Source organism: Chakrabartyella piscis, assembly GCA_030067835.1.
In the GTDB taxonomy this organism is placed as follows: Bacteria; Bacillota; Clostridia; order Lachnospirales; family Anaerotignaceae; genus Chakrabartyella; species Chakrabartyella piscis.
This window is the reverse complement of record CP092441.1, coordinates 1022515-1046537: the sequence shown is the minus strand read 5'-3', so window position 1 is coordinate 1046537 and position 24023 is coordinate 1022515. Positions and strand designations below refer to the sequence as shown.

The following is a 24023-nucleotide window of genomic DNA, read 5'->3' as shown; positions in this document are numbered from 1 at the left end:
AAAAATGAGCAAATGATAAGCCCCTATGCTATAAATACTATAGTATAAGGGCTTTTTCTTTGGTTATTTATTTTGTGTAGTGGCAGTTGATGACGGGCATCCACATAGGGGTACCCCTACAATTGCAACATATTTAAGCAATTCGCAACTTGTAGGAGTGGGTTTTCATGCCCACCCGTTTGGATTTCATCGGTCGATTCGTGAATCGCCCCTACAACAGCGTACTTGTATTTTGTGGCTGTTCATGACGGGCACCCACATAGGGGTGCCCCTACAATTACAACATATTTATATTTTATTTTCTTGCACTTGCAACAAGAATCCTTCCAAACCTTCCATAACATCGTTATAGGTGGCTTCAAAATTGCCTGTGTACCATGGGTCTGCAATATCTCTTGGTTTTTTACCAAAATCCAACAAGCGATACACCTTATTTTCTGGATCATCGCCCAAAATACGCATCAAATTTCTGGTGTTTTGACCATCCATCACCAACAGGTAATCGTATGTATCGTAATCTCTTTTGGTGACTTGACGTGCTGTTTTTCCAGAACAATCAATGCCCAAAGAATTGAGCTTTTGCTTGGTTCCCCTATGCACACCATTTCCAATTTCTTCTCGACTGGTGGCAGCAGAAGCAATAGAAAAGTCACTTGCAATTCCTTTTGTTTTCACCATATCACGAAACAGAAATTCTGCCATTGGTGATCTGCAAATATTTCCATGACAAATAAACAATACCGAAGTCATTATTCCCACTCCTTCCAAACATCTGGACAATAGCCCAATGTAAAAGTACGCCCATTGCGTACAATTGGTGTTGCAAACATCTTAGGATTTTCCAAAAGGGTTGCTTCTCTTTTGCTTTCATCAATATAATCCATATACAAATCTTTATATGCTTTTGCTTTTTTGTTGATCATATCTTCCACAGAAATGCTGCGTTTTGCACTTTCAAAAACCGAATTGCTCATACCAAATTCATATACATCTATCATTTGGAATTTGATGTTTCGTTCTTTGAAATAGCGTTCTGCTTTTTTGGTGTCGAAGCATTTTTTTGCTCCGTAAATTTGAATGTTCATAGTATCACTCCTTGTATTATACAAGCGGTTGGGTCAAGACCCAACCCTACATTTTATTTGACCTATTTTATTATATATTGTTTCATTTTAACCGATTTTCATATAATAGACAAGACAAAACCGTTTTCAGATGGTACAATATAAAAGAAATTGGATTCTTCGCTTCGCTCTGAATGACACAGTCAGAAGTATCCAAAACAACTTTTATTATTTACGATTTTGTCATTCTGAGGAACATGGTGACGAAGAATCTATAACCTTACATTCAAACAACAATATACAGGAGGTACTATATATGAAACTCATTTCTTGGAACGTCAACGGTTTGCGAGCTGTTGTTGGCAAAAACTTTATGGAATTTTTCAAAGAAATAGATGCAGATATTTTTTCTGTACAAGAAACCAAATTGCAAGAAGGTCAAATTGATTTGGTGACAGAAGGATACCACCAATACTGGAATTATGCAGTGAAAAAAGGTTATTCTGGTGTTGCAACCTTCACAAAAATCAAACCTTTGTCTGTGGCTTATGGTATGGGTATTCCAGAACATGACCAAGAAGGTCGTATGATTACATTGGAGTTTGCAGACTTTTACCACATTGTGGTCTATACACCAAATTCCCAAGCAGAAAATGCAAGACTTGCCTATCGTTGTGACTGGGAAGATGCTTTTCGTCAGTATGTATCTGAATTGGATGCCAAAAAACCAGTTGTTATCTGTGGTGATTTGAATGTGGCACATACAGAAATCGATTTGAAAAATCCATCTTCCAACCGCAAAAACCCAGGATTTACCGATGAAGAACGTGGCAAATTCACTGACCTTTTGGGTGCTGGATTCTTGGATACTTTCCGCCACTTCTACCCTGATTTGACAGGTGCTTATTCTTGGTGGAGTTATCGTTTCAATGCCAGAAAAAACAATTCTGGATGGAGAATTGACTACTTTGTCACCTCCAAACGCATGGAAGGTAGATTACTTTCTGCCAAAATTCACAATGAAGTAATGGGTTCTGACCACTGTCCTGTGGAGTTGGAATTGAGCTAATTTGTGTATTGTATTCATAAATACTGATGAAAGAACAATTCTAAATTAGGATTGTTCTTTTTTTGGTGCATATCATAGTTTTCATATATGAATATATGAATTTACCTTGACTTCACAACCGCATCTAATTTATACTAAATCAGTAGGAATTTATTGTTTATTCACAACACAGTTTATATTTAAAAAATAAATCACACAAAAGGAGAATTTATATGAAAAAATGCAAACAAAGCATAGCACTACTGCTGGCAACAACCATGCTCAGCGGAACTATGACTGCAACTGCTTTTGCAGGCACCCATGGTTCTGCAACGAACAGAGAAACAACAGATAATACAACCGTTTATACCTCTGGCTCCACAGAATACAGTTATTTGGAACTAGAAATTGGAGGTAGTATCACTTTAGGCGTTAGAACTCCAATAATAAATGTAAGCACCCTTAACTTTACCAATGGTACTGCTGAAGGGTTTGGTGTAAATGATTCCAGATATACATTTGATAACGGATATTCATTTGGCGATGTTACATATAGCAACACATGGTTTACCTATCCACAAACCATAGGAAATTATCAATTCTATTGTAAAAATGGTGCTTTGACTTACAAAAGCTGGGATGTCAATGTAGTACACACCCACACAGTGACATATGAAACACCTGCTGGCGCTACCATTGGTACATATTCTGAAAAGCAATTGGAAGAAAGCGTATATCCAACACACGATTTGATGGATAGTACCGATTACGATGCTTGGATTGTATCTGAAGTTGGTTCTTTGTATGGTGGCGATTTGGAAGTTGGCGACTACCTTGAGTTGGATGAAACCGTTTCTATTCAAGATGACATCACTTTGCAAGGGGTTGTAACTGCTACTTTCTCTGCTCATGAAGATGAAACTTGGATAGATGCCGAAATTAGAACTGGTGTAGATGGTTCATTGTCTGCTCCTGAAGAAGAACCAAAACTTTTGGGTTATACATTTGCTGGTTGGTCTGTGGGACGTGTCGTTACTGAATTTCCTACCGAAATTTATGAAGCAACTGAATATGATGCAGCTTGGTCTACAAGTGAATATCTTGTAACCTACTTGGATGGTGTAGAAACAGAAGAAATTGCTGTTCCTGAAGAAAGTACAGTTGCATATGGTGCAAATGTTATCGTTTCCTCAATGATTCCTGAATATAGTGGATATACATTTGATGGTTGGTCTACCAATTTTGATGAAGCTGTCTACTATCATGAAAGTGAATTTGATATGCCTGCACAAGATGTTACTTTGACTGCCAATTGGATCAAAAACAGTTCCAGCTCCACCACAAAATCCTACTACATCAAAGCAACTGCAACAGGTAAAGGTACTGTAGCACCAGAAGATGACGATGTTTCTCCTGATTCTATGTACAAAGTGACAAAACTTTCTGATGTAACTTTTGTATTCGATGCAGATGCTGGTTATGAAGTAACAGACGTTATTGTAAATGGCAAAAGCGTTGGTGCTTGTGACGAATACGAATTTGAAGATATTATCATCACAATGCAAACTTTAGAAGTTGTATTTGAAAAAGACACTGATTATGATGAAGATGAAGATGAAAACGAAGAAATTGAAGAAGAAGTGGAAGATGAAGAAGAAGATACAATTGTTCTTCCTTTTACAGATGTAGATGATGACCACGAACATTTCGATGGTATCGCTTATGTATATGAAAATGGTATTATGGCTGGTATTTCAGAAGAAGTCTTTGGTTCTGAATTGTCCATCACACGTGGTATGATTGCAGCAATTTTGTATCGTATGGATGGTAGCAATCCTGTAAATTACGCAATGACATTCACAGATGTGGATTTGGATCAATACTATGCTGAAGCAATTCGTTGGGCACAAGCAAATAACATTGTTGCTGGCTATAGCGAAACAGAATTTAGACCAAATGAATCCATTACAAATGAACAATTTGCAGCATTCTTGTACCGATATGCAAGCTTCTTGGATATGGATACTGATGTCAGCAGAAATGCAGATTTGTCTGATTATGTTGATGCAACAAACATTACACCATATGCATATGCAGCAATGCTTTGGGCTGTGGAATATAATATCATTGGTGATGGCGATTTATTGACACCGACTGTTCCTGCTTTGCGTGGTGTGGTTGCAACAGCCTTGATGAACTTTATGGAAGAAATGTAAATTTTATGGAGCGGGTTTCGATTCGCTCCTTTTTGATTGCAACAAAAAAGGCTTATCCTCTGCAAATTACAGACAATAAGCCTTTTCTTTCATAAGTGTTATCAAATGGTTCGATGTAGGCATCTACCCCTACACCATCATATTAAATTTCTTTATCGTCAAACACCATCTTCTCTTTTAAATCATTTAATCTTAAACTTCGGCTTTCCACAAACCATGCAAATTGCAATATTCATACGCTGCAACTGCCACTTCGCCTTCTGCCAAAACAAATTGTGCTTCTGCCACTTCCATATCAGCGCTGAAATATTTCATTTGACCACCAGCACTTGTTTCCAAATAAATCCAAGAAATCAAATGTGCTTCTGTCATTGGATGTGCCACTTCTGCCACTTTGACTGTAACCACATTGCCTGCAACTGTTACGATAGGAATGTGTTTTTCCACTGCTGCTTCTGTTGTATTTGGGTTCAAAACATCCATTTTTTGACCACAACACATCATTGGTACACCTTTGTCTTCTACCATAAGTGCGATATTTTTACAATGTTGACAGACTACGAATTTACTCATTTTTCATTCCTCCTAAATTTAGTTTTATCTATGCTATTTAAATTTGTCTTTGTTGACTACTTCTTGTAAACATGATACCATAAAAACAAGCAAACATCTGTTGCAATTGCAACAAAAAGGAGGATTTATATGGATTTATTGATAAAAAACCCAATTTTCGATGGCATTACAGAAGATGATATTGAAAAAATGATGCATTGTTTCCAAGCTGAAAAAAAATCCTATCACGAAAAAGATGTGATTATGCACTACACATATGCAAATGATGTTGTTGGCATTCTCATTGGTGGTTCCATTTCTTTGAATCGTATCCAAGCAGATGGCTCTATGGATATGCTGGAATACATCAGCGAAATTGGTTTATTCGGTTCTATTTTCACTGTTTTTTCTCAAGAAGATGATTTTATGGTGCAATGTGAAAAGGATTGCAAAGTCTTATTCATTCAAAAACACCATCTAACCAAACGTTGCAGCAATGCCTGTCCTCATCACAGTATGGTTGTTGAAAATCTTTTGACCATTATGTCTGAAAAGGTCATGAATCTCACTGAAAAAGTGGATGTACTCAGCCACAGAAGTATACGTGAAAAGTTGCTTTGTTATTTTCGCACACAACAAAATCGTTCCAAAGAAAAGTCTTTCAAATTGCCATTTTCCTATTCCAGCTTAGCAAATTATCTTTGTGTGGATCGCAGTGCTATGATGCGTGAACTGAAGAAAATGCGTGAAGAAGAATTGATTGTTGTCAATGGTAAAGAAATTGCAGTCTTATAAATTGTTTCATTTTTTGTAATATCAACGGGCGACGTAACGTTGCCCCTACTATTGTCAACAAAAAAAGAGATACCCTAAGGTATCCCTAAATTGCAATGAAGTATATCTTGCATAATGGCAAGAGCAAACCCTTGCACTACAAACCCAGTAAATACAATGGTTGTAGGTGTTTTTATTCTTATTCGTCCCAGTTATGCCAAACAGTTTGCACATCATCTTCATCGTCCAACAAAGCAAGAAGTTTATTCATTTTCTTCAATTCTTCGTCTGTTTTCAGTTCTGAGTATGTTTGTGGAATCATGGTTACTTCTGCACTTGCCATTACAATACCTTCTGCTTCCAATGCTTCACGAACTGCTGAAAGACTATCTGGATCTGTGGTAATTTCAAAGCTATCTTCTTCTGCTACAAAGTCATCTGCGCCAGCTTCCAAAGCAATCATCATCACTTCTTCTTCGTCCATTTCCACTTCTTCACGATCCAAAACAATAAGACCCTTTTCATCGAACATAAAGGAAACGCAACCACTGGTACCCATATTACCGCCACCTTTTGTGAAGGCATTACGTACATTTGCTGCTGCACGATTGCGATTATCTGTCAAAACATCTACAATGACAGCCACACCACTAGGGCCATAGCCTTCATAGCGAATGGTTTCGTATTCTACACCATCTTCGTTGCCTGCTGCTTTTTTGATACTACGATCAATGGTATCATTTGGCATGTTGTTGGATTTACATTTTGCAATGATATCTCGAAGTTTACCATTGCTTGCAGGATCAGCACCACCTGCACGTACTGCTACTTGAATTTCTCTACCCAACATGGTAAAGATTTTACCTTTTGCTGCATCGTTTTTCTCTTTTTTGTGTTTGATATTTGCAAACTTAGAATGTCCTGACATTAGGAACCCTCCCTCTCAAATTTTCGTCATGTAATTTTATCACCAAAACCAAAAAATTTCAATAGATTTGTCGAAATTCCTATGTTTTTCAGTCTTCCCAAAGTTCTTTGATCACAATACAACTTTTCAGTGCTTCCCATCTCTTCATATCTTCTTCATTGAAATCATATCTACCTACAAAGAAGAAAGAACCATATTCTCTTGCTTGCAATCCGTCAAATTCTTTTTGCCAATACTTCTTTTGCCTTGTAAGTTCACCCTCTGTATTGCATTGTAGACATATATTTCTATTCTGTTCCCATTGTTCCAATGCCCTATCCTTCATCTTGCACTCTTTGGAAGTAAACAATTCATATTGCTCTGGTGTTATAATCAGCTCTTCGATTCCCAGTCCCAAAGTTCTTTCGTCCGTTGCAAGCACAACTTGATCAAGCATACGTGTTGCATCTGTATCACAATCAAACTTCAATCCTCTCATATCCAAGGATTTACACCGAACATCCAATCCATAAAATGCAGCCCTTGCACTTTTTAGCACCTTCTGACTTTCATACCGCTCCATTGGTTGTTTGATGATGATTTTTTTGTATTGATTTGTCTGTATAAACCCTCTCAAATCAGTGACATCCTGCAAACCCAGAACAGATAAATCTATTTCCTCTCCATTGCTTACAATATATTCTTCCACAGTGGATTTATCTTCCTCGTTTATCTTAAATTGATATTGCAAAACCTTGTTGACATGAAATGCAGTCATATCCAAATCTTTTGTATACTGCTCATGCCAAAAATATGTGGAAAAACTGACCACCGGTTTCCCTCTATACTGCAAACCCGAAGCTGGCAATGGTTTATCCTTTGGAAACAATCCTCTAAAATGCAAATCCTCTAGAATATCTCGAAGTGCCACTTTATAATACATATGCTCTATGCTACCCTCAGGAACTTCCCTCATCTGACTATCTACAGGTGTGTATGTATAATATCCAGCATCATCTTCCAATTTTTGCACTTCATAAACTTGTTCTTCTGTGGTATCTTCCAGCTCTTTCACCACTATGATTTCCTTGAATTTTTCCCACTCATCGTCATTTATACCATAAAAAAAGTCAGCTCCAAATTCACTGCCTTGCCACTGCTCTATTTCTCGATTGCATTCTTCTTCCAACCGCAACAACTTTTTACCAAGTCCTACCATATCCAACAAATCATGGTTTTTGAACACTTGACTTTTTGCTTTTTTCAATGCTTCTTTTCGTTCTTTTGTCTTATTCTCAAAATACTCTTTGGATGTAAACAACTGGTATTGTTCGGGTGTAACCACCAATTCCCTCAAACCGCTTCCCATTTCTCCCTTTAATTTGCATTCAACTAGTGCAAACATTTTTTCAGCTTGAGTATTGAGATCAAATTGCAATCCTCTTATATCCAAATGACTACAACAATCATTGTATATTAAAAATGCCCTACATGCATTCAAAAGAGTGGTTTGTTTGCTTTTTGTATTGCTGCCTACTACCACTCTTTCAAACTGATTTTCTTGCATAAAATTTTCAATGGAACTTATATTGGCAATTCCCAAACAAGATAGATTGATTTCCAAGCCACCACCAATGGCATACCCATAATCCCAAATACGACTATCTTCTTGGTTTCTGATTTTGAATTCCAACTTCCGATTGATAGAAGCCAAACTCAAATCATGTTTTGCAAGAATTTTAAAATCAGCATACAAATGTATTGTTAACTTCCCTTTGTATGTCAACCCTGGGTTTGGTATGGGATCTCCCATTCTCCATGAATTGCCTTTGGAGTCGTAATAGGCGCCCTCCATCCCTTCCACTATTTTTTGAAACGTTGGAACAGTTAGACCTAACAGTTTGTATATTTTTTCTGTTTCTTCCAAAACGGTATTTCGCAAATGAACAGAATAAAACATATGCTCTTCGGAATGTTCAGGCACACGGGTGAAATTGCTATTGATGGGTTTATATGTAAAATACTCTTCAATGTTTTCCATGACCTCATCTGGTTGATCCCCAAGCAATGTATTGTGAATCAAATATTTATGTTGGTAAAACTGATTCATTCTCAAGTCCATTCCCCCTATTATCAAACAAACTTATCCTTATTCTACCTTTGCAAAGAACACATCTTCCAAAACTTCCACGTTGCTTTTTCCAGAACTGATTTCTGTAATGCATTTTGCAAATCCATCAAATTCTTCTTCTGGCACTGTTACTGTAATGGAAATTACATCTGTATATGCACTATCTTCTTGTTCTATGCCACGTTGTCCCAACTCATACAACACCTTACCTATGGTATTGTAATCTGTGTGAATTTCCACTCGTTTTCCAGGACACATGATGGCTGTTTTGCAACAAGAAAGTCCTGCTTGTGTTGCCTGTGTATAGGCACGCACCAAGCCACCTGTTCCAAGCAAAGTACCACCAAAATATCTGGTCACTACCGCTACAACATTGACAATATCACTTCCCAGCAACACCTCAAGCATCGGTTTGCCTGCTGTTCCACTGGGTTCTCCATCATCACTGCTTCTGACCAATTCTTTTTTGGTTCCTACCACAAATGCACTACAATTGTGTCTTGCATCATAGTATTTTTTCTTGATTTCATTGATGAAGGCAACCGCTTCTTCTTCTGATTCCACTGTTTTGATATTGGCAATGAATTTGGATTTTTTCTCCACAATTTCATCGGTATATACTTCGTTTTTATCTCCATAAATCACTCTATATTGATCCATATGTTCACACATCCTTATGTTTATAGTTCTATTTCCTACTCATCTCTAGTGTACTCCACTATCTACTTTTCGTCAATTTACTTCATTGTATAAAATAGAAAAAACAACACACACTATTTTTGAGGTGATGATGATGAAGGAAACATACAAGGATTTGGATGATCTACTCAACCGCAATCCAAAAGCAAAAACCTTTTGGGATACCCTTCCAGAAGACAGACAATTCAATGTACGTCAATATCAAAACAACATTCATTATGATGTGGATTTGCGTCGTTACGCAGACCACTTACTTCGAGGAGGTTATTGACTTATGGCACAAGCATATCAAAATTTGACAGATTTATTGCTCCACAACGAACGTGCAAAACATTATTACCAAGGATTGCCAACACCAACACAACTGGCACTTTCCCACAACAAAGAAACCATTTGTTCCATGAATGATTTGCGTAACTTTGTGGACACTGTAAATCGCAATCGCATTGATTGAATACAAAAAAGTAGGGCTCATATGAACCCTACTTCTCTTTTTTATCCAATGCGTTTGTGATTTACTCCTTTGTAGAGGCGAAAGTATTGGGTCATTGCACCAATAAATTGCCCATTGGTTGGTTTTTCTTCTGCCATATAATCAACAGCTTCAAAGTATACCATTTTCCCATCTTTTCTCCATGCACTTTCAATGGCATGTCTGATGGCTCTTTCCACTTTATTTGCAGTGGTGTTATATGTTTTTGCAATATCTGGATACAATCCTTTTGTAATTCCAATAAGCGCTTCTTCGTCACGAACTGTAATGAGAATTGCTTGACGTATAAAATGGTATCCTTTGATGCTGGCAGAAATCCCCATGCGATTCAAAAACTTAGAAATTTCATACTCTAAATTTTGATATATCACTCCATGTGCATCATCTTCATCCCTTGTATTGTCTATCTCTTCCTTTATTTCTGGTTTCAAATCCAACAGTTGATAAATTCGTTCCATAACCAATTCTCCTTGTACTGGTTTTGTCATATAATAATCTGCGCCATATCCAATCGCTTTTCGAACTTCTCTATCATTATCTTCAGACGTAATCATAATACAAATACATTCTGGTTTTCTTCTCTTGATTTGTTCCATTACCCAAAAACCATCACGCCCAACCAAATCGGTATCCAATAAAATCACATCTGCATCTTGTTTCATTACCGAGTCTACCAATTCCCTACCAGAATCTGTCATACCAACCACTTGCAAGTCTTCTTTTCGCTCAATGCTACGTTTCAGCTTTTCCAAAAAGAAATGATCTCTATTTCCAAGAATCACCTTGTATACTGTTTGCCTTTTCATGCCATACCCCTCCTATAGTCTACTTATCTCTCTTTGTTATATAAAAAACAGTATACCACTTTTCCAACATTTTTCCAGCTATTTTTGCATATTTTTTCAATTTATTCGCATAAACTTTTCGCACATTTACCATATATTACCATTTTTCATTGTTTTCTCACATTATGAAACATAGAAACAAATTCCACGTATTTAAAAATCATTTATAGAATTTCTATTTTATCCCTTATTTTTAAGTCAAAATTCCACAGATACAATATTTCTATGCCATTTACCATGCTAATTGTCAATTTTATCCATATATTTTCTCAATAAAATTTCAATTTAAAACTGCATATCACTTGTATATTTATACATTTTAAAATTCCATATATTGCATTGTTTTTTCATAAATCCACTCTATTTCCACTAGATATTGATTTCCAATATATGTATTGCATTAAATTTATGAGCAAAATTGACTATTGTATGAAAAAATGTTATAGTGACATATAATAAAACATGACCATAAAAGTGGCTATTTGTCAACTTTAGAAAGGAATTCCTATGAACTATTTTCAATCCCTGCTATTATCTTTGCCTGCACTTTTGATTGCAGTCACCATACACGAATTCACCAGAGCTATGGCATCCACTCATTTGGGTGACGTTTTACCAAAATCCAAAGGTAGATTGACCCTAAACCCTTTGAAGCATATTGAGCCAATTGGTTTGATTTTACTATTTTATAGTGGTGGTTTTGGTTGGGGTAAACCTGTGGAAACCAGTGCTTTATATTATAAAGATAGAAAGCGTGATACTTTGGCTGTGGCAATTGCACCTTCCATTGCCAATTTGATTCTTGGTTTTTTGTTTGCAATGTTACTTTGTTTGCTTCCTAATTTTGGAAGCAATACTGTTGCTACTATCTTATATCAATGTGCCTATTATAATATTGCCATTGCTATTTACAATATTTTGCCTGTGTATCCAATGGATGGTGCAAAGATACTCGCTCAATTTTTGCCAGCAAATAAATACTACCAATATATGCAATATGAAAAAATCATTCAAATGATTGTCATTTTCCTTGTACTCTTTGGCACTTTCAGTGGTATTTTCTCTACCATCATCAATGCAATTTTGAGCTTTGTATTCCTATTGTTTGGTTCTATCTAATTTTATGGAGGTAGTGTTGTGGAAAAATTAACCTTACGTTTGGATGCCTTCGAAGGACCATTGGATTTGTTGTACCATTTGATTGAAAAAAACGAAATCGATATTTATGACATTCCCATTGCCAAATTGACCGATCAATATTTGGAATATTTGAACCAAGATACCACACGCAATATGGATGAAATGAGTGAATTTCTTGTGATGGCAGCCACACTTTTGGAAATCAAAAGCAAATTGTTGCTTCCAAAAACCAAAGACGAGGAAGAAGAAGGCATTGACCCACGTGAGGAATTGGTAAAACGATTGCTGGAATACAAAAAAATCAAAGAAGTGACCGATGAATGGAAACAACGTGAAGAAGAAGCAGCTCTTGTTTTTTATAAGGAAGCAGATTCTGCAATCCAACAATTGAAGGAACAAGAACCTCAAGATTTGGATGAATTTTTAGAAGGCATTACCATGGAAGATTTGAAGCTTGCTTTTCAAGAAGTGATGAATCGCAAAGAAACCAAGGTGGATCGTGTCAGAAGTACCTTCCAAAGTGTGCAACGTGATTTGTTTACAGTACAAGAAAAAATGGAATACATTCGTGATATGCTGATTTTGCAACCAAAAACCACTTTTCGCTCTATTTTTCGTGTCAATGCTCGTAAAATGGAAAAGGTTGTAACTTTTTTGGCATTATTGGAATTGATTAAACAAAAGGAAATTTACATCACACAATCTGCTACTTTTGGCGAAATTGATATCATAAGATATGATGAAAGGAAGTTTATATGAGATTATCTGAATTGGAAGCTGTTGTGGAATCCCTACTCTTTATTTCAGGTGAAGCACTTTCTCTTGGAGATATTGCCAAAACCATTGAACTAGATAAAGCCACAACCAAAGCCATCATCCATACATTGATGGATAAATACGAAAAAGAAAAACGTGGTTTGCGTATCATTTCTTTGGATAATTCCTATCAAATGTGTACTGCAACTGAATGTTTTGAATACATCCGCAATATGTACAAAAGCCCAAATCGTCAAGGTTTGTCACAATCTTTATTGGAAACCTTGGCAATTATCGCATACAAACAACCCATCACCAAAGGTCAAATTGAAGATGTACGTGGTGTCAGTGCAGATCACGCAGTCAATAAATTGGTAGAAAAGAACTTGGTTTGTGAAGTTGGACGTATGGATACACCTGGTAAACCTATTTTGTTTGGTACCTCCAAAGATTTCTTACGTTATTTTGGATTCCAAAACATTTCTGAATTGCCAGCATTGAAAGAAGCAACACCTGTAATTATTGAAAACGAATCTGAAACAGAAGAAGTGTAAAAATAACAAAACCGACCTACAAAAGTTAGACCCAAAATTCTAACAGTTGCAAGTCGGTTTTTCAATTTCTATTATTCTTGTACCAATTTGAAACGTTGCACCATCTTTCCATCACGTTCCACTTCTTCTAAAAACATGCTTTTTGGACGTACCCACAAGCCATGTTCTCCATACAATTGGCGATATACCACCATTTCTTCTAAATTTTCTGAATGTTTTGCAACACCAACCACACAGTATCGCATACCTTTCATGTGTTCATAGACTGCACCAATGACCAAATCCATGTTATCCTCCTTTATGACTGCAATGCTTCCTCAGGTTTTGGCTTTTCTAATATCGTTGCACCCTTTGGCAAGATAAAAGTAAGCCCCTTTTCCACCACTTTGATATCCAACTTTGTAAATGGTATGGTTTCTCCATCAAAACTGGCATATGTATTACCTTCTATTGTTATTTTCTTGATTTTTTGATGTTGAATGCGTTTTTCATTTTGATGTTTATGTAGATATGTTCCTTTTTGATAAGAAGGAATCAGCTTCATCAATTCCAATTTAGAAAACACGCCAACAGTTCCAAAATCCATAAAACCATCATCCAATTTTGCATATGGTGCTGCTTGGAATCCACCACCATAAAAGCTACCTTTTCCAACTGTACTCAACAAAAAAGCACCTTTTATTTTTCTTCCATCTTCATGAATGAACGTCAAACTTTCTCCTTTTGCACGAAAGAAGCAAACAAGCAATGACAAGACATATGCACCAAATCCAGATACCAAAGGTAGTTTTTTCATATCAGCTGCCATTGTCGCCACCTGACAATCCAAACCAATATTGAGCATATTCACACACACTCTATCATTTACTTGCATCACATCCACACAAATCTCTGTTCCTGCCAACTGTGCATTCATATCCAAAAACACAGATAAATTGCCAAAATTCTTTACATAATCGTTGCCAGTGCCTACAGGAAATACGCCAATTGCCAAGTTTGGATATCCAAATGCACCATTGACTGCTTCATGGACAGTGCCATCACCACCCCAAACCCAGATTTTTGCAGATTCGCCCGTTTCTCCAACCGCTCTTATGAATCGTTCACAATCCCCTTGTTCTTTGGTGATATAAATTTCATACTCTTTTGCCATTGCAGAAAGTCCTTTTGGTAGGGTTTTGCTCCCCTTTCCAGCAACAGGATTGAGTATCATATATTGCTTCAATTGGATTCCTCCTCGTATTATATAGTCATAGCTTTTTCTTTACCTTTTCTTAGGTATAAGCTATGCTGATTTAGATACTGTGGATTGGTGAATTCCTCCTACCACTTGATGGTTTAAGTAAGGCTCCAACCACAGTCTCTTTGTTTATTTGTTAATTAGTTAGATACCGCATGACGGTTTATTTAGAACGAGGTTACAATCGCAGAGAGTACCAGTGGTTCCAAACAGTATCAAATACTTTTAAAATAGGAGATTTATTTATGATTTACGTAGGAATTGATGTTGCTAAAGATAAGCACGATTGTTTTATGACCAACTCTGATGGGGAAATACTTGCAAAAGCATTTACCGTCACAAACAACCGAGATGGATTTGATGAACTTTATCAAAGAGTAGAATCTCTTTCCGATGATTTAACCAAAGTAAAAGTAGGACTTGAAGCCACTGGACACTACAGTTATAACATCTTGGGGTATCTGCTTGATAAAGGTCTAACCACCTATACTATCAACCCGTTACATACAAATCTTTACAGAAAAAGTCTAAGCCTTAGAAAGACGAAAACGGATAAAGTCGATGCCCATACGATTGCTACTATGCTCATGTCTGATGTGAACTTGAAGTCCTACTCAGATACATCATACCACAACGAAGAACTAAAGTCACTCACTCGTTATCGTTTTGATAAAGTAAAAGAACGGGCAAAATTAAAAACTTCTATTTCTAGGCTTGTAACGATTCTATTTCCTGAATTGGAAAAATTGGTGCCAACACTTCATATCGCATCCGTTTATTCTTTGTTGGTTGAGTTTCCAAGTTCCAAAGCCATTGCCGATGCACATTTGACTAGATTGACGAATCTTCTGGAAACAGCTTCTAGAGGGCGCTATGATAAAAATACGGCTATCCTATTCCGTAATGCAGCCAGAACTTCTATTGGTTCTCATATGCCAGCCAAATCATTAGAATTGAAACACACCATTGAACTCATCGAAGTGTTAGATTCTGAAATCGCTGAAATAGAAGTTGAAATCAAAGCTATTGTAGATGAAATGGAATCTCCAATCCTAACCATACCTGGAATCAGTTATCGCATGGGTGCAATGATTCTTGCAGAGATTGGTGATTTTTCTAGGTTTGATTCTCCAGATAAGATTTTAGCTTATGCGGGGTTATCACCGTCCACCTATCAATCTGGTCAGCTAGAATCTTCCCATTCTAAAATGGAAAAACGAGGTTCTCGCTACCTGCGATACGCATTATTTAATGCCACAATCTATGTTTGTCATTGGGATCCAACATTTAAGGCATACCTAGCTAAAAAACGAGCCGAGGGAAAACATTATTATGTTGCCATTTCCCACGCTACCAAAAAACTTGTACGAGTAATTTATCAACTCGAAAAAACAAGAGAAGCATATATAAAGTGACCTGATTCGTTTTATCAAATATCTCCTAATTTGAGCACCTATAGAGATGCTCTATTTGTCATGCAGTTTTCAATGTTCAATATCTATCTGAAATACATTTCTGTAATTCATTCAAAAACTTTCATTTTAGACTTGACTTTTAATAGTTAGTCTTTCTTTTGAAATTATACAATCCTTATTTTTTTGGAAGATTCCCCTTACCAGAAATATGATCTATTGCAATGCCACAAATGGTTGTATGTGCCAAATGTGGTTTCATATACTCCACATGTGCTGTTTCATCCTTTGAAATGTAGCGATTGCAAAGCACCTTCAAAATACGCACCTTTTCTTCCATATCTTCTACAAAAAAAGCCTTTCCTTCTATATAAATGCTTTCATAATGTACGCTATATTTTTCTTTGATGACTTTTTCTTGGAACACTGCACTGAGGGATACTTTTGGATTGCTTTTGATGTTATCCAATTTGCGTCCTTCTGTTGCACAATGGAAATACACACAATTTTCATCCACAAATGGATTGATGGGTACACCATAAGGTTGACCTGATTCATCTGCTGTCATAAGTGTTGCAAATGATACTTGTTCTAATATTTCTCTTGCTCTCTCTTCTGTCAAAGCTCTATCTTTTCTTCTCATAAGAAACTCCCTTCATATTACATTCTCTTAATACCATTTTATCACACTTTTCGACAATCGCCTACTAAAATACAACTGGAATATTGGGACATATTTGTCCCAGACTCTCCCATAAAATTATCCTGTCATTTTAACCAGTCTGCATAATACTCTTGTATGCAAACTAAAATATACAGAATACATATTAGTATATCAGCAACACATTCACGAAAAAATTCGATATAAATCAAAAAATTTCATATGTTCTTGTTTATATTTTATCAATACATGTAAGAAACATTATCTTTTTAAACCAATTATACAATGAATCACCTCTGGGCAGTTCCAATTGATAGTTTTTTAGAATGATTTTGTACAATATACACAAATTATAAGTTGTATACAATATATGTGATTTGAAAACATACATTTTAGACAATTTGAACACCTTATTTTTTAGTTGTAATTACATATAATTCTTTCTATTGCGGACACATGTGTTTTTATACGCCATTATTGTAAAAAATGCCCATTTCAATTGTATTTTGAAACATTTGGAGTATAATATAAATATGAATAAATTGTCGAAATACAAATGTATGTATCCATCTTATTTCTCATGATATAAGATGATTATAGGAGGGGTAAATTGAATCAAGAAGAGTATTTAGAAAAGCTTCTTTCGTCATATCAATCCTACTTTGATATAGAACGTGATGTTAATTTGGAAAATCGCACTTTGGCAGCAACTGCCTTCTTCCATTCTCGTTCTGAAAAGTATGTTTTGTCGAAAAAAGCACAGTTATGGGCAACAGAAATGAACGAATATGTCTATTTTGCTTTTGCAGATGTTTTGACTGCTGACGATTTCCTTACACTAAAGGAAGATGTTTTGCAAGCAGGTTTACAAAAAATCAAGCCACATAAAGAGCATATGTACTCTTATGTATCCTTGGTTGTGGTTACGGATTTGGTGTCTGAAGATGCAAAAAAAGCAATCAAAAAAGCAAAATTCCATAAAACATATCAATTTTCACTCCATGGTTGGATGTATTTGCGTATTGCAGTGGTAGAGTTAAGCAACCATTCTATTTATGCAAACAAACAAGGTGAAGATATGACAAAATTGCTCCAAGAAGCACTTTCTTAACGATTTTTGCAAGCTCAAATGAGTTTCAAAGATATATCATCTATTTTATTTTACTATTTTGAAAAGGGGGATTTTCAAATGAGTTCATTAGCTTTATTGGCAATTGGTACTGTCGTTTTGGTAATCGGTTACCTCACTTATGGTAAGTGGTTGGCAAAAGAATGGGGTGTAGACCCTAAAATTGAAACACCTGCACATACAGAAGCTGACGGTAAAGATTATGTTCCTGCTTCTGCTCCTGTACTTTTGGGACATCACTTCGCATCCATCGCTGGTGCTGGTCCTATCAATGGTCCTATCCAAGCTGCTATCTTCGGTTGGGTTCCAGTACTTCTTTGGATCTTAATTGGTGGTATCTTCTTTGGGGCTGTTCAAGATTTCTCTTCCTTGTTCGCTTCTATTCGTCACAAAGGTAAATCCATTGGTTACGTAATTGAAGAAAACATGGGCGCAAAAGCAAAGAAATTATTCTTATTATTCGCTTACATCACATTGCTTTTGGTTGTAGCTGCTTTCGCTAGTATCGTTGTTGGTACTTTCGCTGGTTTTGATGCAACAGGTGCTCAAGTTCCTGCAAATGGTTCTACAGCAACAATTTCTGTATTGTTCATTATCGTTGCTATCATCTTTGGTGCTTTGGTTTATCGTAAAAACGCACCTCTTAGCATTGCAACTGTAGTTGGTGTTGCTGCTATCATTCTTTGTATCGTAGTTGGTTTGAAATGTCCAATCTTCTTGTCCAGCAATACATGGTTGGTAATCGTTTTGATTTACATCTTCATTGCATCTGTAACTCCAGTATGGATTTTGTTGCAACCTCGTGATTACCTCAACTCTTTCTTGCTTTATGGTATGATGATTGCTGCTTTTGTTGGTGTTATTGGTTCCAACCCAACAATCGAATTGCCTGCTTTCACAGGTTTCATGAGTACAACAGGTAGCACACCTATGTTCCCTATGTTGTTCATCACTGTAGCTTGTGGTGCTATCTCTGGTTTCCACAGTTTGGTAGGTTCTGGTACAACATCCAAACAATTGAACAATGAAAAAGATGCAAAAGTAATTGGTTATGGTGGTATGCTCATCGAATGTGGTTTGGCTCTTATCGCTTTGATCACAGTTGGTGTATTGTATGCTGATGGTGCTATGCCATCTGGTACACCTACACAAATCTTTGCAACAGGTATTGCAACAATGATTTCCAACTTGGGCTTTGCAAACGCTTATGACACAGCTTATGCTGTTATCATCTTGGCTGTTTCTGCTTTCTGTTTGACATCTTTGGATACAGCAACTCGTCTTGCTCGTTACATGTTCCAAGAATTCTTTGTTCCAGAAGGCACAAGTGCTGATGATTTGACAGGTATCCAAAAAACATTGGCTAATCCTTACGTTGCTACACTCATCACTGTTGTAATCGGTGGTGCTATGGCTGTTGGTGGTTATGCTAAAATCTGGCCTTTGTTCGGTGCTGCTAACCAATTGTTGGCTGCTCTTGCTTTGCTTGCTGTTGCTGCTTGGTTGGGCAATATCAGCAAAAACAACAAAATGTTCCTCTTCCCTATGTGCTTTATGATGGTTGCAACAATTTGTTCTTTGTTCATCACATTCAAAGCAAACCTTACAAACTTGACAGCTGGTACTGGTACAGCTTCTACAGAAGGCTTGCAAATTGTATTCATCATCTTGTTGTTGGTATTGGCTATCAACTTGGCAATGGAAGGATATCGTGTTCTTACAAAAAAACACTAAGTTTTACATAACAATCAAATAAAATAGATGATTTGCCACTCTAGGGGATTTCCTTAGGGTGGCTTTTTTGTTTGGAATAGAGTCAAAAATCAAAGACAAAACCGCAGGACTCCGTCCTACAACCTGCAAGGGGATAATCCCCTTGACCTTATTTTAAAAACAAGAACATGGTCAAAATACTTTGACCACAAGTAAACATAGAAATGATTTCTTGTAGGAAATAACTGTACTGTCTCGTAAAAACCAAAATTGTAGGGGATGGTTTTCTCACCTTCCCGCAAATTGCCCTGTCATTCTGAGCGTGGCGAAGAATCTTATCTTTTTGTTTTCACTATATTGACTCCATTAAGTATAATTACTCTTTCCACAAAAAAGCACCCCACTGCAATCGCAATGAGGTGTCAATTTGTATATCAATTCATTTCTTATTCTGTTACTTCTTCTACTTCTTCCACTTCGTTGATGGAGATACCGAGTTCATCCAATTGGACTTCTTCTACCAAGCCAGGAGCTTGTGTCATAGGGCAGGAAGCGTCTTTTACTTTAGGGAATGCAATGACGTCACGAATGCTGGTAGCGCCTGTCATAAGCATGATGATACGATCCAAACCGAATGCAAGACCACCATGTGGAGGTACGCCATATTGGAATGCATCCAACAAGAAGCCAAAACGTTCTTGTGCATCTTCTGGTGTGAAGCCCAAAAGTTCAAACATTTTTTGTTGGATATCTCTTCTGTGGATACGAATGGAACCACCACCAAGCTCATAACCATTCAAAACGATATCATAAGCTTTTGCACGAACTTTGCCTGGTTCTGTATCCAACAAGTGCAGATCTTCATCCATAGGTGCTGTAAATGGATGGTGAACTGCAACGAACCTGTTTGCTTCTTCATCCCATTCAAGCATTGGGAATTCTGTAATCCAGATGAATTTGAAATCGTCTGCTTTTGTCAATTCCAAAATTTTGGAAAGTTCCAAACGCAATGCACCCAAAGAATCATACACCACTTTATCAGAATCAGCACAAATGAGAATCAAGTCACCTGGTTGTCCATCCATAGCAGAAACGATTTCTTGGAGTTTTTCTTCTGAGAAGAATTTTGCAATTTGCGTTTTCAAAGTGCCATCTGCATTGATTGCAATCCAAGCCAAACCTTTTGCTCTATATGTTTTGACAAATTCCACCAAGGAATCAATTTTCTTTCTTGGGAAGCTACCGCAACCTTTTGCATTGATTGCACGAACGCTACCGCCAGCTTGCAATGCATTTTGGAATACAACGAATTCTGTATCTTTTACAACTTCGGAAATATTCACAAGTTCCATACCAAAACGTACATCTGGTTTATCAGAACCAAAACGTTCCATTGCTTCTTTGTAAGTCATTCTATCCATTGGCAATGGTACATCCACATTCATGATTTCTTTGAATGTTTTTTGCATCATACGTTCATTGATGTCCATGATATCTTCTACGTCTACAAAGGACAATTCCATATCCACTTGTGTGAATTCTGGTTGTCTATCTGCACGCAAATCTTCATCTCTAAAGCATTTTGCCACTTGATAATATCTATCCATACCAGAAACCATCAACAATTGTTTGTAGAGTTGAGGAGATTGTGGCAAACCATAGAAGTTTCCTGGATGCACACGACTAGGCACCAAATAATCTCTAGCACCTTCTGGAGTGGATTTACCCAAAATTGGAGTTTCGATTTCCAAGAAATCTTGTGTATCCAAGAAGTTACGCATTTCTTGTACCACTTTATGACGCAAAACCATGTTATACAATTGGTTTGGTCTACGCAAATCCAAGTAGCGATATTTCAAACGCAAATCGTCTTTTACGGTTATGCTATCTTCAATTTGGAAAGGTGTTGTTTCGGATTCAGACAAAATACGAATTTCAGATGCAATCAATTCCACTGTACCTGTTTTCATATTTGGATTGATGTTGCCTTCTGTTCTCGCTGCAACCAAACCACGAACTGCCAAAACAAATTCGCTTCTGGATGCTTCTGCTTTTTGGAACAATTCTGGTGCTGCCACATTGCCATCTACTGCAATTTGCATCAAGCCAGTTCGGTCACGCAAAGCGATGAAAATAAGTTGACCCAAGTCACGACGACGTTGCACCCAACCCATAACAGTAATTTCTTGTCCAATCATTTCTTCTGTGACATTGCCACACATACAGCTTCTTTTCAAGCCGGTTAATGCTTCACTCATAGCTCATTCTCCTTCATATTTGTATAGTACACATTAGCTTTATCATATCATTTTTTTGTGTAAAAATCAAGGTCAAGTACAAGATCAAAAGCAAGACCGTGGAGCTTTGCCCCACTACCCCATAAGGGATTTCATCCCTTAACCCATTATTTTAAAATTTATATATTCTCAGCAAATAATGAGTTTATTTCAGTCATAAGGGTGCGTAAAAACCCTTTAAGAGCAGTTCAAAACTATTCACTCTTCACTATTCATTCTTTACTAGCAAATTCTATTTGCTTATCTATCCCCAAGTTTCAAGTTTGGACTTGCATTCAAATCCAGACCATCACGCACACCTGCAATATACTCATAGTATGCTGCACAACCAATCATTGCTGCATTATCGGTGCAAAGAATTGGAGATGGAATGCTCAACACAAAGCCTTCTTTATCGCATGCTTCCTGCATTTTGGCACGCAAAGCAGAATTGGATGCAACACCACCAGCCATAGATACTTTTTGGACACCATTTGCTTTGGCTGCTTTGATGGTTTTATTGACAAGCACCTCAACCACTGCTTCTTGGAAACTGGCTGCAACATCTTCTGGCACAATGTGTTCATTCATCATTTTTTGTTTATTCACATAGTTGAGTACAGCAGATTTCAAGCCACTGAAGCTGAAATCGTAGCTATCTTCTTCCAAATATACTCTTGGGAAATGAATTGCTTCTGGATTGCCCAATTTGGCTGCCTGATCCACCTTTGGACCACCTGGATATCCCATACCAATGGCTCTTGCCACCTTATCATACGCTTCACCAGCTGCATCATCACGTGTTCTACCCAAAATTTCATATTTCCCATAGTCAGACACCATCACCAAATGAGAATGTCCACCAGACACCACCAAAGACATATATGGTGGCTCAAAATCCTTATTTTCGATATAATTGGAGCTAATATGTCCTTCTATATGATGGACACCCACCAATGGTTTATTGGTTGCAAATGCAATTGCTTTTGCTTCTGCAAGCCCAACCAACAATGCACCCACAAGACCAGGTCCATAGGTCACACCAATGGCATCAATCTCATCCATCGTCACATTTGCTTCCAAAAGTGCCTGTGCAATGACACCATCAATGGCTTCAATGTGTTTTCTGGAAGCAATTTCTGGCACCACACCACCATAGAGTGTATGCACTGCAATTTGAGAAGAAATGATATTGGAAAGAACTTCACGTCCATTTTTGACAACAGCTGCTGCCGTTTCATCACAGGAGCTTTCTATCGCCAATATCAAAATATCTTTTTGTTCATCCATTTATAAAATCCTTTCTTTTGTTTGGATATGGCTATTATGTATTACGGGCGAACACATAGGTTCGCCCCTACAGTACCCAATATTATTGTTCACAGTCGAGCACATAGTTTCGCCCCTACAGTGACCTAATATCCTATATCCAAAGCAGTCGTTTATTCTTTCGGGAATACCAATGTTTTGGTCAAGCGTTCTTCACCCAAACGGGTATTTTCAAAAATTTTCTGTGCCACTGGCAGAAACTCTTCTGGTTCTGATAACGCTGGACTGAAATGTGTCAACCACAATTCCTTTGCACCACTTCTTTGTGCCAATGTTGCTGCTTCTGAAAACAGCATATGCTTATTCTCTTTTGCTTTATTTTTCTTTGCATCATCACCATACATACCTTCGCAAATAAACAAATCTGTATTTTTTGCAAAGGAAATCAATTTATCCACAGGTCGGGAATCTGTGCAATAGGTTACAGCAACACCTTGTCTTGCATCACCCAAAACCATATCTGACGTATACTCTTTGCCTTCATGTTCCACACTGCCTACTTTTTGCAAGTGTCCCCACAAGCTTCTTGGCAAGCCCAAATCTGTTGCCTTTTGGGTATCAAACTTACCAATTCTAGGCAAATCCACACGATATGCATAGCATTTCACCATATGATCCACTGGACAATGGGAAATGTGGAATTCTGAAATGACAATTGGATTTTTCATTTCTCGATTCAGTTCAATGAGTTCCAATGGAAATGGAAGCTCTGGGCAAATGCGTCGCATTCCTTCTATAATATAGCCCAAACCTTGTGGTCCAATGATGGTAAGAGGTTCTTCTCTACCAGAATTGCCAATGGTCAACAGCAATCCAGGCAAACCAGAAATATGATCTGCATGAAAATGTGTAATACAAATCACATCTATGGACTTAAATCCCCAACCCAACATCTTCATGGTAACCTGTGTACCTTCGCCACAATCCACCATCATCATACGTCCATTGATACGAACCATCATTGACGTCAAAAAACGACTTGGCATAGGCATCATTCCACCTGTCCCAAGCAAACAAACATCCATCATAATTTTACTCCTTTGTCTGTACATACTTTCCTTTTTGTATCATACTCTAAAATCCC

At 37.2% G+C, this 24023-nt stretch carries 24 protein-coding genes; 11 read left to right on the top strand and 13 right to left on the bottom strand.

The window, feature by feature from the left end:
* Positions 1 to 288 precede the first annotated feature (288 nt).
* Positions 289 to 750 carry a low molecular weight protein-tyrosine-phosphatase gene (locus tag MJY40_RS04580; protein WP_317855870.1) on the bottom strand — a complete coding sequence of 154 codons (462 nt, stop codon included), beginning with the start codon at positions 748 to 750 and terminating at the stop codon, positions 289 to 291.
* A complete protein-coding gene (locus MJY40_RS04575) occupies positions 750 to 1085 on the bottom strand; it encodes an arsenate reductase family protein (RefSeq protein ID WP_317855869.1) in 336 nt (111 codons plus the stop codon). Before MJY40_RS04575 ends, MJY40_RS04580 begins: the two co-directional genes overlap by 1 nt.
* Positions 1086 to 1380: 295 nt before the next feature.
* Here MJY40_RS04575 and MJY40_RS04570 point away from each other — a divergent pair, with 295 nt between their 5' ends.
* Entirely contained in the window at positions 1381 to 2133 is a 753-nt protein-coding gene (locus MJY40_RS04570; RefSeq protein ID WP_317855868.1) for an exodeoxyribonuclease III, read from the top strand.
* A 212-nt stretch (positions 2134 to 2345) separates the two neighbouring features.
* Positions 2346 to 4328 carry an S-layer homology domain-containing protein gene (locus MJY40_RS04565; RefSeq protein ID WP_317855867.1) on the top strand — a complete coding sequence of 661 codons (1983 nt, stop codon included), beginning with the start codon at positions 2346 to 2348 and terminating at the stop codon, positions 4326 to 4328.
* Between the two features lie 192 nt (positions 4329 to 4520).
* Here the strand turns inward: MJY40_RS04565 and MJY40_RS04560 are convergent, their stop codons facing one another.
* Complete coding sequence (locus MJY40_RS04560; protein WP_317855866.1) at positions 4521 to 4901, bottom strand: desulfoferrodoxin family protein; 381 nt, start codon at positions 4899 to 4901, stop codon at positions 4521 to 4523.
* A 129-nt stretch (positions 4902 to 5030) separates the two neighbouring features.
* Between MJY40_RS04560 and MJY40_RS04555 the strand changes: the two genes are divergently transcribed.
* The gene (locus MJY40_RS04555; protein WP_317855865.1) at positions 5031 to 5675 is read left to right on the top strand and encodes a Crp/Fnr family transcriptional regulator; all 645 of its coding nucleotides are present in this window, start codon (positions 5031 to 5033) and stop codon (positions 5673 to 5675) included.
* Positions 5676 to 5853: 178 nt separating this feature from the next.
* Here the strand turns inward: MJY40_RS04555 and MJY40_RS04550 are convergent, their stop codons facing one another.
* From MJY40_RS04550 to MJY40_RS04540, 3 genes are all read right to left on the bottom strand, one after another.
* Positions 5854 to 6582, bottom strand: a complete 729-nt coding sequence (locus MJY40_RS04550; RefSeq protein WP_317855864.1) for a YebC/PmpR family DNA-binding transcriptional regulator — start codon at positions 6580 to 6582, stop codon at positions 5854 to 5856.
* Between the two features lie 88 nt (positions 6583 to 6670).
* Positions 6671 to 8683, bottom strand: coding sequence for a hypothetical protein (locus MJY40_RS04545; protein WP_317855863.1), 2013 nt, complete (start codon positions 8681 to 8683; stop codon positions 6671 to 6673).
* Between the two features lie 27 nt (positions 8684 to 8710).
* Positions 8711 to 9352 carry a YigZ family protein gene (locus MJY40_RS04540; protein ID WP_317855862.1) on the bottom strand — a complete coding sequence of 214 codons (642 nt, stop codon included), beginning with the start codon at positions 9350 to 9352 and terminating at the stop codon, positions 8711 to 8713.
* A gap of 133 nt (positions 9353 to 9485) precedes the next feature.
* On the opposite strand from MJY40_RS04540, the gene MJY40_RS04535 reads away from it, so the two are divergent.
* Positions 9486 to 9662, top strand: coding sequence for a hypothetical protein (locus MJY40_RS04535; RefSeq protein ID WP_317855861.1), 177 nt, complete (start codon positions 9486 to 9488; stop codon positions 9660 to 9662).
* A 3-nt stretch (positions 9663 to 9665) separates the two neighbouring features.
* Complete coding sequence (locus tag MJY40_RS04530; protein WP_317855860.1) at positions 9666 to 9845, top strand: hypothetical protein; 180 nt, start codon at positions 9666 to 9668, stop codon at positions 9843 to 9845.
* Between the two features lie 41 nt (positions 9846 to 9886).
* Here the strand turns inward: MJY40_RS04530 and MJY40_RS04525 are convergent, their stop codons facing one another.
* Positions 9887 to 10690 (bottom strand): sporulation initiation factor Spo0A C-terminal domain-containing protein, encoded by an 804-nt coding sequence (locus MJY40_RS04525; RefSeq protein ID WP_317855859.1) that lies wholly within the window; start codon positions 10688 to 10690, stop codon positions 9887 to 9889.
* Positions 10691 to 11236: 546 nt separating this feature from the next.
* Between MJY40_RS04525 and MJY40_RS04520 the strand changes: the two genes are divergently transcribed.
* From MJY40_RS04520 to scpB, 3 genes are read left to right on the top strand one after another with little or no spacing between them, the layout of a single operon-like run.
* Entirely contained in the window at positions 11237 to 11848 is a 612-nt protein-coding gene (locus tag MJY40_RS04520; protein WP_317855858.1) for a site-2 protease family protein, read from the top strand.
* 18 nt (positions 11849 to 11866) lie between these two features.
* Positions 11867 to 12628, top strand: a complete 762-nt coding sequence (locus MJY40_RS04515; RefSeq protein ID WP_317855857.1) for a segregation and condensation protein A — start codon at positions 11867 to 11869, stop codon at positions 12626 to 12628.
* Positions 12625 to 13179, top strand: a complete 555-nt coding sequence (gene scpB, locus MJY40_RS04510) for an SMC-Scp complex subunit ScpB (protein ID WP_317855856.1) — start codon at positions 12625 to 12627, stop codon at positions 13177 to 13179. Before MJY40_RS04515 ends, scpB begins: the two co-directional genes overlap by 4 nt.
* 71 nt (positions 13180 to 13250) lie before the next feature.
* On the opposite strand, the gene MJY40_RS04505 is transcribed toward scpB, so the two are convergent.
* Together MJY40_RS04505 and MJY40_RS04500 are read right to left on the bottom strand one after the other, a co-directional pair.
* Complete coding sequence (locus tag MJY40_RS04505; RefSeq protein ID WP_317855855.1) at positions 13251 to 13466, bottom strand: DUF1653 domain-containing protein; 216 nt, start codon at positions 13464 to 13466, stop codon at positions 13251 to 13253.
* A gap of 11 nt (positions 13467 to 13477) precedes the next feature.
* Entirely contained in the window at positions 13478 to 14404 is a 927-nt protein-coding gene (locus MJY40_RS04500; protein ID WP_317855854.1) for a diacylglycerol/lipid kinase family protein, read from the bottom strand.
* A gap of 260 nt (positions 14405 to 14664) precedes the next feature.
* Between MJY40_RS04500 and MJY40_RS04495 the strand changes: the two genes are divergently transcribed.
* Positions 14665 to 15834 carry an IS110 family RNA-guided transposase gene (locus MJY40_RS04495; RefSeq protein ID WP_317855853.1) on the top strand — a complete coding sequence of 390 codons (1170 nt, stop codon included), beginning with the start codon at positions 14665 to 14667 and terminating at the stop codon, positions 15832 to 15834.
* A 175-nt stretch (positions 15835 to 16009) separates the two neighbouring features.
* On the opposite strand, the gene MJY40_RS04490 is transcribed toward MJY40_RS04495, so the two are convergent.
* The gene (locus MJY40_RS04490; protein ID WP_317855852.1) at positions 16010 to 16474 is read right to left on the bottom strand and encodes a pyridoxamine 5'-phosphate oxidase family protein; all 465 of its coding nucleotides are present in this window, start codon (positions 16472 to 16474) and stop codon (positions 16010 to 16012) included.
* Positions 16475 to 17102: 628 nt separating this feature from the next.
* Between MJY40_RS04490 and MJY40_RS04485 the strand changes: the two genes are divergently transcribed.
* Positions 17103 to 17603 (top strand): DUF8052 family protein, encoded by a 501-nt coding sequence (locus tag MJY40_RS04485; RefSeq protein WP_317855851.1) that lies wholly within the window; start codon positions 17103 to 17105, stop codon positions 17601 to 17603.
* Positions 17604 to 17681: 78 nt separating this feature from the next.
* Positions 17682 to 19355, top strand: a complete 1674-nt coding sequence (locus MJY40_RS04480; RefSeq protein WP_317855850.1) for a carbon starvation CstA family protein — start codon at positions 17682 to 17684, stop codon at positions 19353 to 19355.
* A 425-nt stretch (positions 19356 to 19780) separates the two neighbouring features.
* On the opposite strand, the gene aspS is transcribed toward MJY40_RS04480, so the two are convergent.
* From aspS to MJY40_RS04465, 3 genes are all read right to left on the bottom strand, one after another.
* Positions 19781 to 21592, bottom strand: a complete 1812-nt coding sequence (gene aspS / locus MJY40_RS04475; protein ID WP_317855849.1) for an aspartate--tRNA ligase — start codon at positions 21590 to 21592, stop codon at positions 19781 to 19783.
* Between the two features lie 279 nt (positions 21593 to 21871).
* A complete protein-coding gene (tsaD, locus tag MJY40_RS04470) occupies positions 21872 to 22900 on the bottom strand; it encodes a tRNA (adenosine(37)-N6)-threonylcarbamoyltransferase complex transferase subunit TsaD (protein WP_317855848.1) in 1029 nt (342 codons plus the stop codon).
* 152 nt (positions 22901 to 23052) lie between these two features.
* Positions 23053 to 23967: a ribonuclease Z gene (locus MJY40_RS04465; protein WP_317855847.1), complete on the bottom strand. Its 915-nt coding sequence runs from the start codon at positions 23965 to 23967 to the stop codon at positions 23053 to 23055.
* Positions 23968 to 24023: the final 56 nt, after the last annotated feature.

Coding starts and splice junctions, on each gene's coding strand:
- MJY40_RS04580 (WP_317855870.1), bottom strand. CDS start 750: ATGACTTCGGTATTGTTTATTTGTCATGGAAATATTTGCAGATCACCA.
- MJY40_RS04575 (WP_317855869.1), bottom strand. CDS start 1,085: ATGAACATTCAAATTTACGGAGCAAAAAAATGCTTCGACACCAAAAAA.
- MJY40_RS04570 (WP_317855868.1), top strand. CDS start 1,381: ATGAAACTCATTTCTTGGAACGTCAACGGTTTGCGAGCTGTTGTTGGC.
- MJY40_RS04565 (WP_317855867.1), top strand. CDS start 2,346: ATGAAAAAATGCAAACAAAGCATAGCACTACTGCTGGCAACAACCATG.
- MJY40_RS04560 (WP_317855866.1), bottom strand. CDS start 4,901: ATGAGTAAATTCGTAGTCTGTCAACATTGTAAAAATATCGCACTTATG.
- MJY40_RS04555 (WP_317855865.1), top strand. CDS start 5,031: ATGGATTTATTGATAAAAAACCCAATTTTCGATGGCATTACAGAAGAT.
- MJY40_RS04550 (WP_317855864.1), bottom strand. CDS start 6,582: ATGTCAGGACATTCTAAGTTTGCAAATATCAAACACAAAAAAGAGAAA.
- MJY40_RS04545 (WP_317855863.1), bottom strand. CDS start 8,683: ATGGACTTGAGAATGAATCAGTTTTACCAACATAAATATTTGATTCAC.
- MJY40_RS04540 (WP_317855862.1), bottom strand. CDS start 9,352: ATGGATCAATATAGAGTGATTTATGGAGATAAAAACGAAGTATATACC.
- MJY40_RS04535 (WP_317855861.1), top strand. CDS start 9,486: ATGAAGGAAACATACAAGGATTTGGATGATCTACTCAACCGCAATCCA.
- MJY40_RS04530 (WP_317855860.1), top strand. CDS start 9,666: ATGGCACAAGCATATCAAAATTTGACAGATTTATTGCTCCACAACGAA.
- MJY40_RS04525 (WP_317855859.1), bottom strand. CDS start 10,690: ATGAAAAGGCAAACAGTATACAAGGTGATTCTTGGAAATAGAGATCAT.
- MJY40_RS04520 (WP_317855858.1), top strand. CDS start 11,237: ATGAACTATTTTCAATCCCTGCTATTATCTTTGCCTGCACTTTTGATT.
- scpB (WP_317855856.1), top strand. CDS start 12,625: ATGAGATTATCTGAATTGGAAGCTGTTGTGGAATCCCTACTCTTTATT.
- MJY40_RS04505 (WP_317855855.1), bottom strand. CDS start 13,466: ATGGATTTGGTCATTGGTGCAGTCTATGAACACATGAAAGGTATGCGA.
- MJY40_RS04495 (WP_317855853.1), top strand. CDS start 14,665: ATGATTTACGTAGGAATTGATGTTGCTAAAGATAAGCACGATTGTTTT.
- MJY40_RS04490 (WP_317855852.1), bottom strand. CDS start 16,474: ATGAGAAGAAAAGATAGAGCTTTGACAGAAGAGAGAGCAAGAGAAATA.
- MJY40_RS04480 (WP_317855850.1), top strand. CDS start 17,682: ATGAGTTCATTAGCTTTATTGGCAATTGGTACTGTCGTTTTGGTAATC.
- aspS (WP_317855849.1), bottom strand. CDS start 21,592: ATGAGTGAAGCATTAACCGGCTTGAAAAGAAGCTGTATGTGTGGCAAT.
- tsaD (WP_317855848.1), bottom strand. CDS start 22,900: ATGGATGAACAAAAAGATATTTTGATATTGGCGATAGAAAGCTCCTGT.
- MJY40_RS04465 (WP_317855847.1), bottom strand. CDS start 23,967: ATGATGGATGTTTGTTTGCTTGGGACAGGTGGAATGATGCCTATGCCA.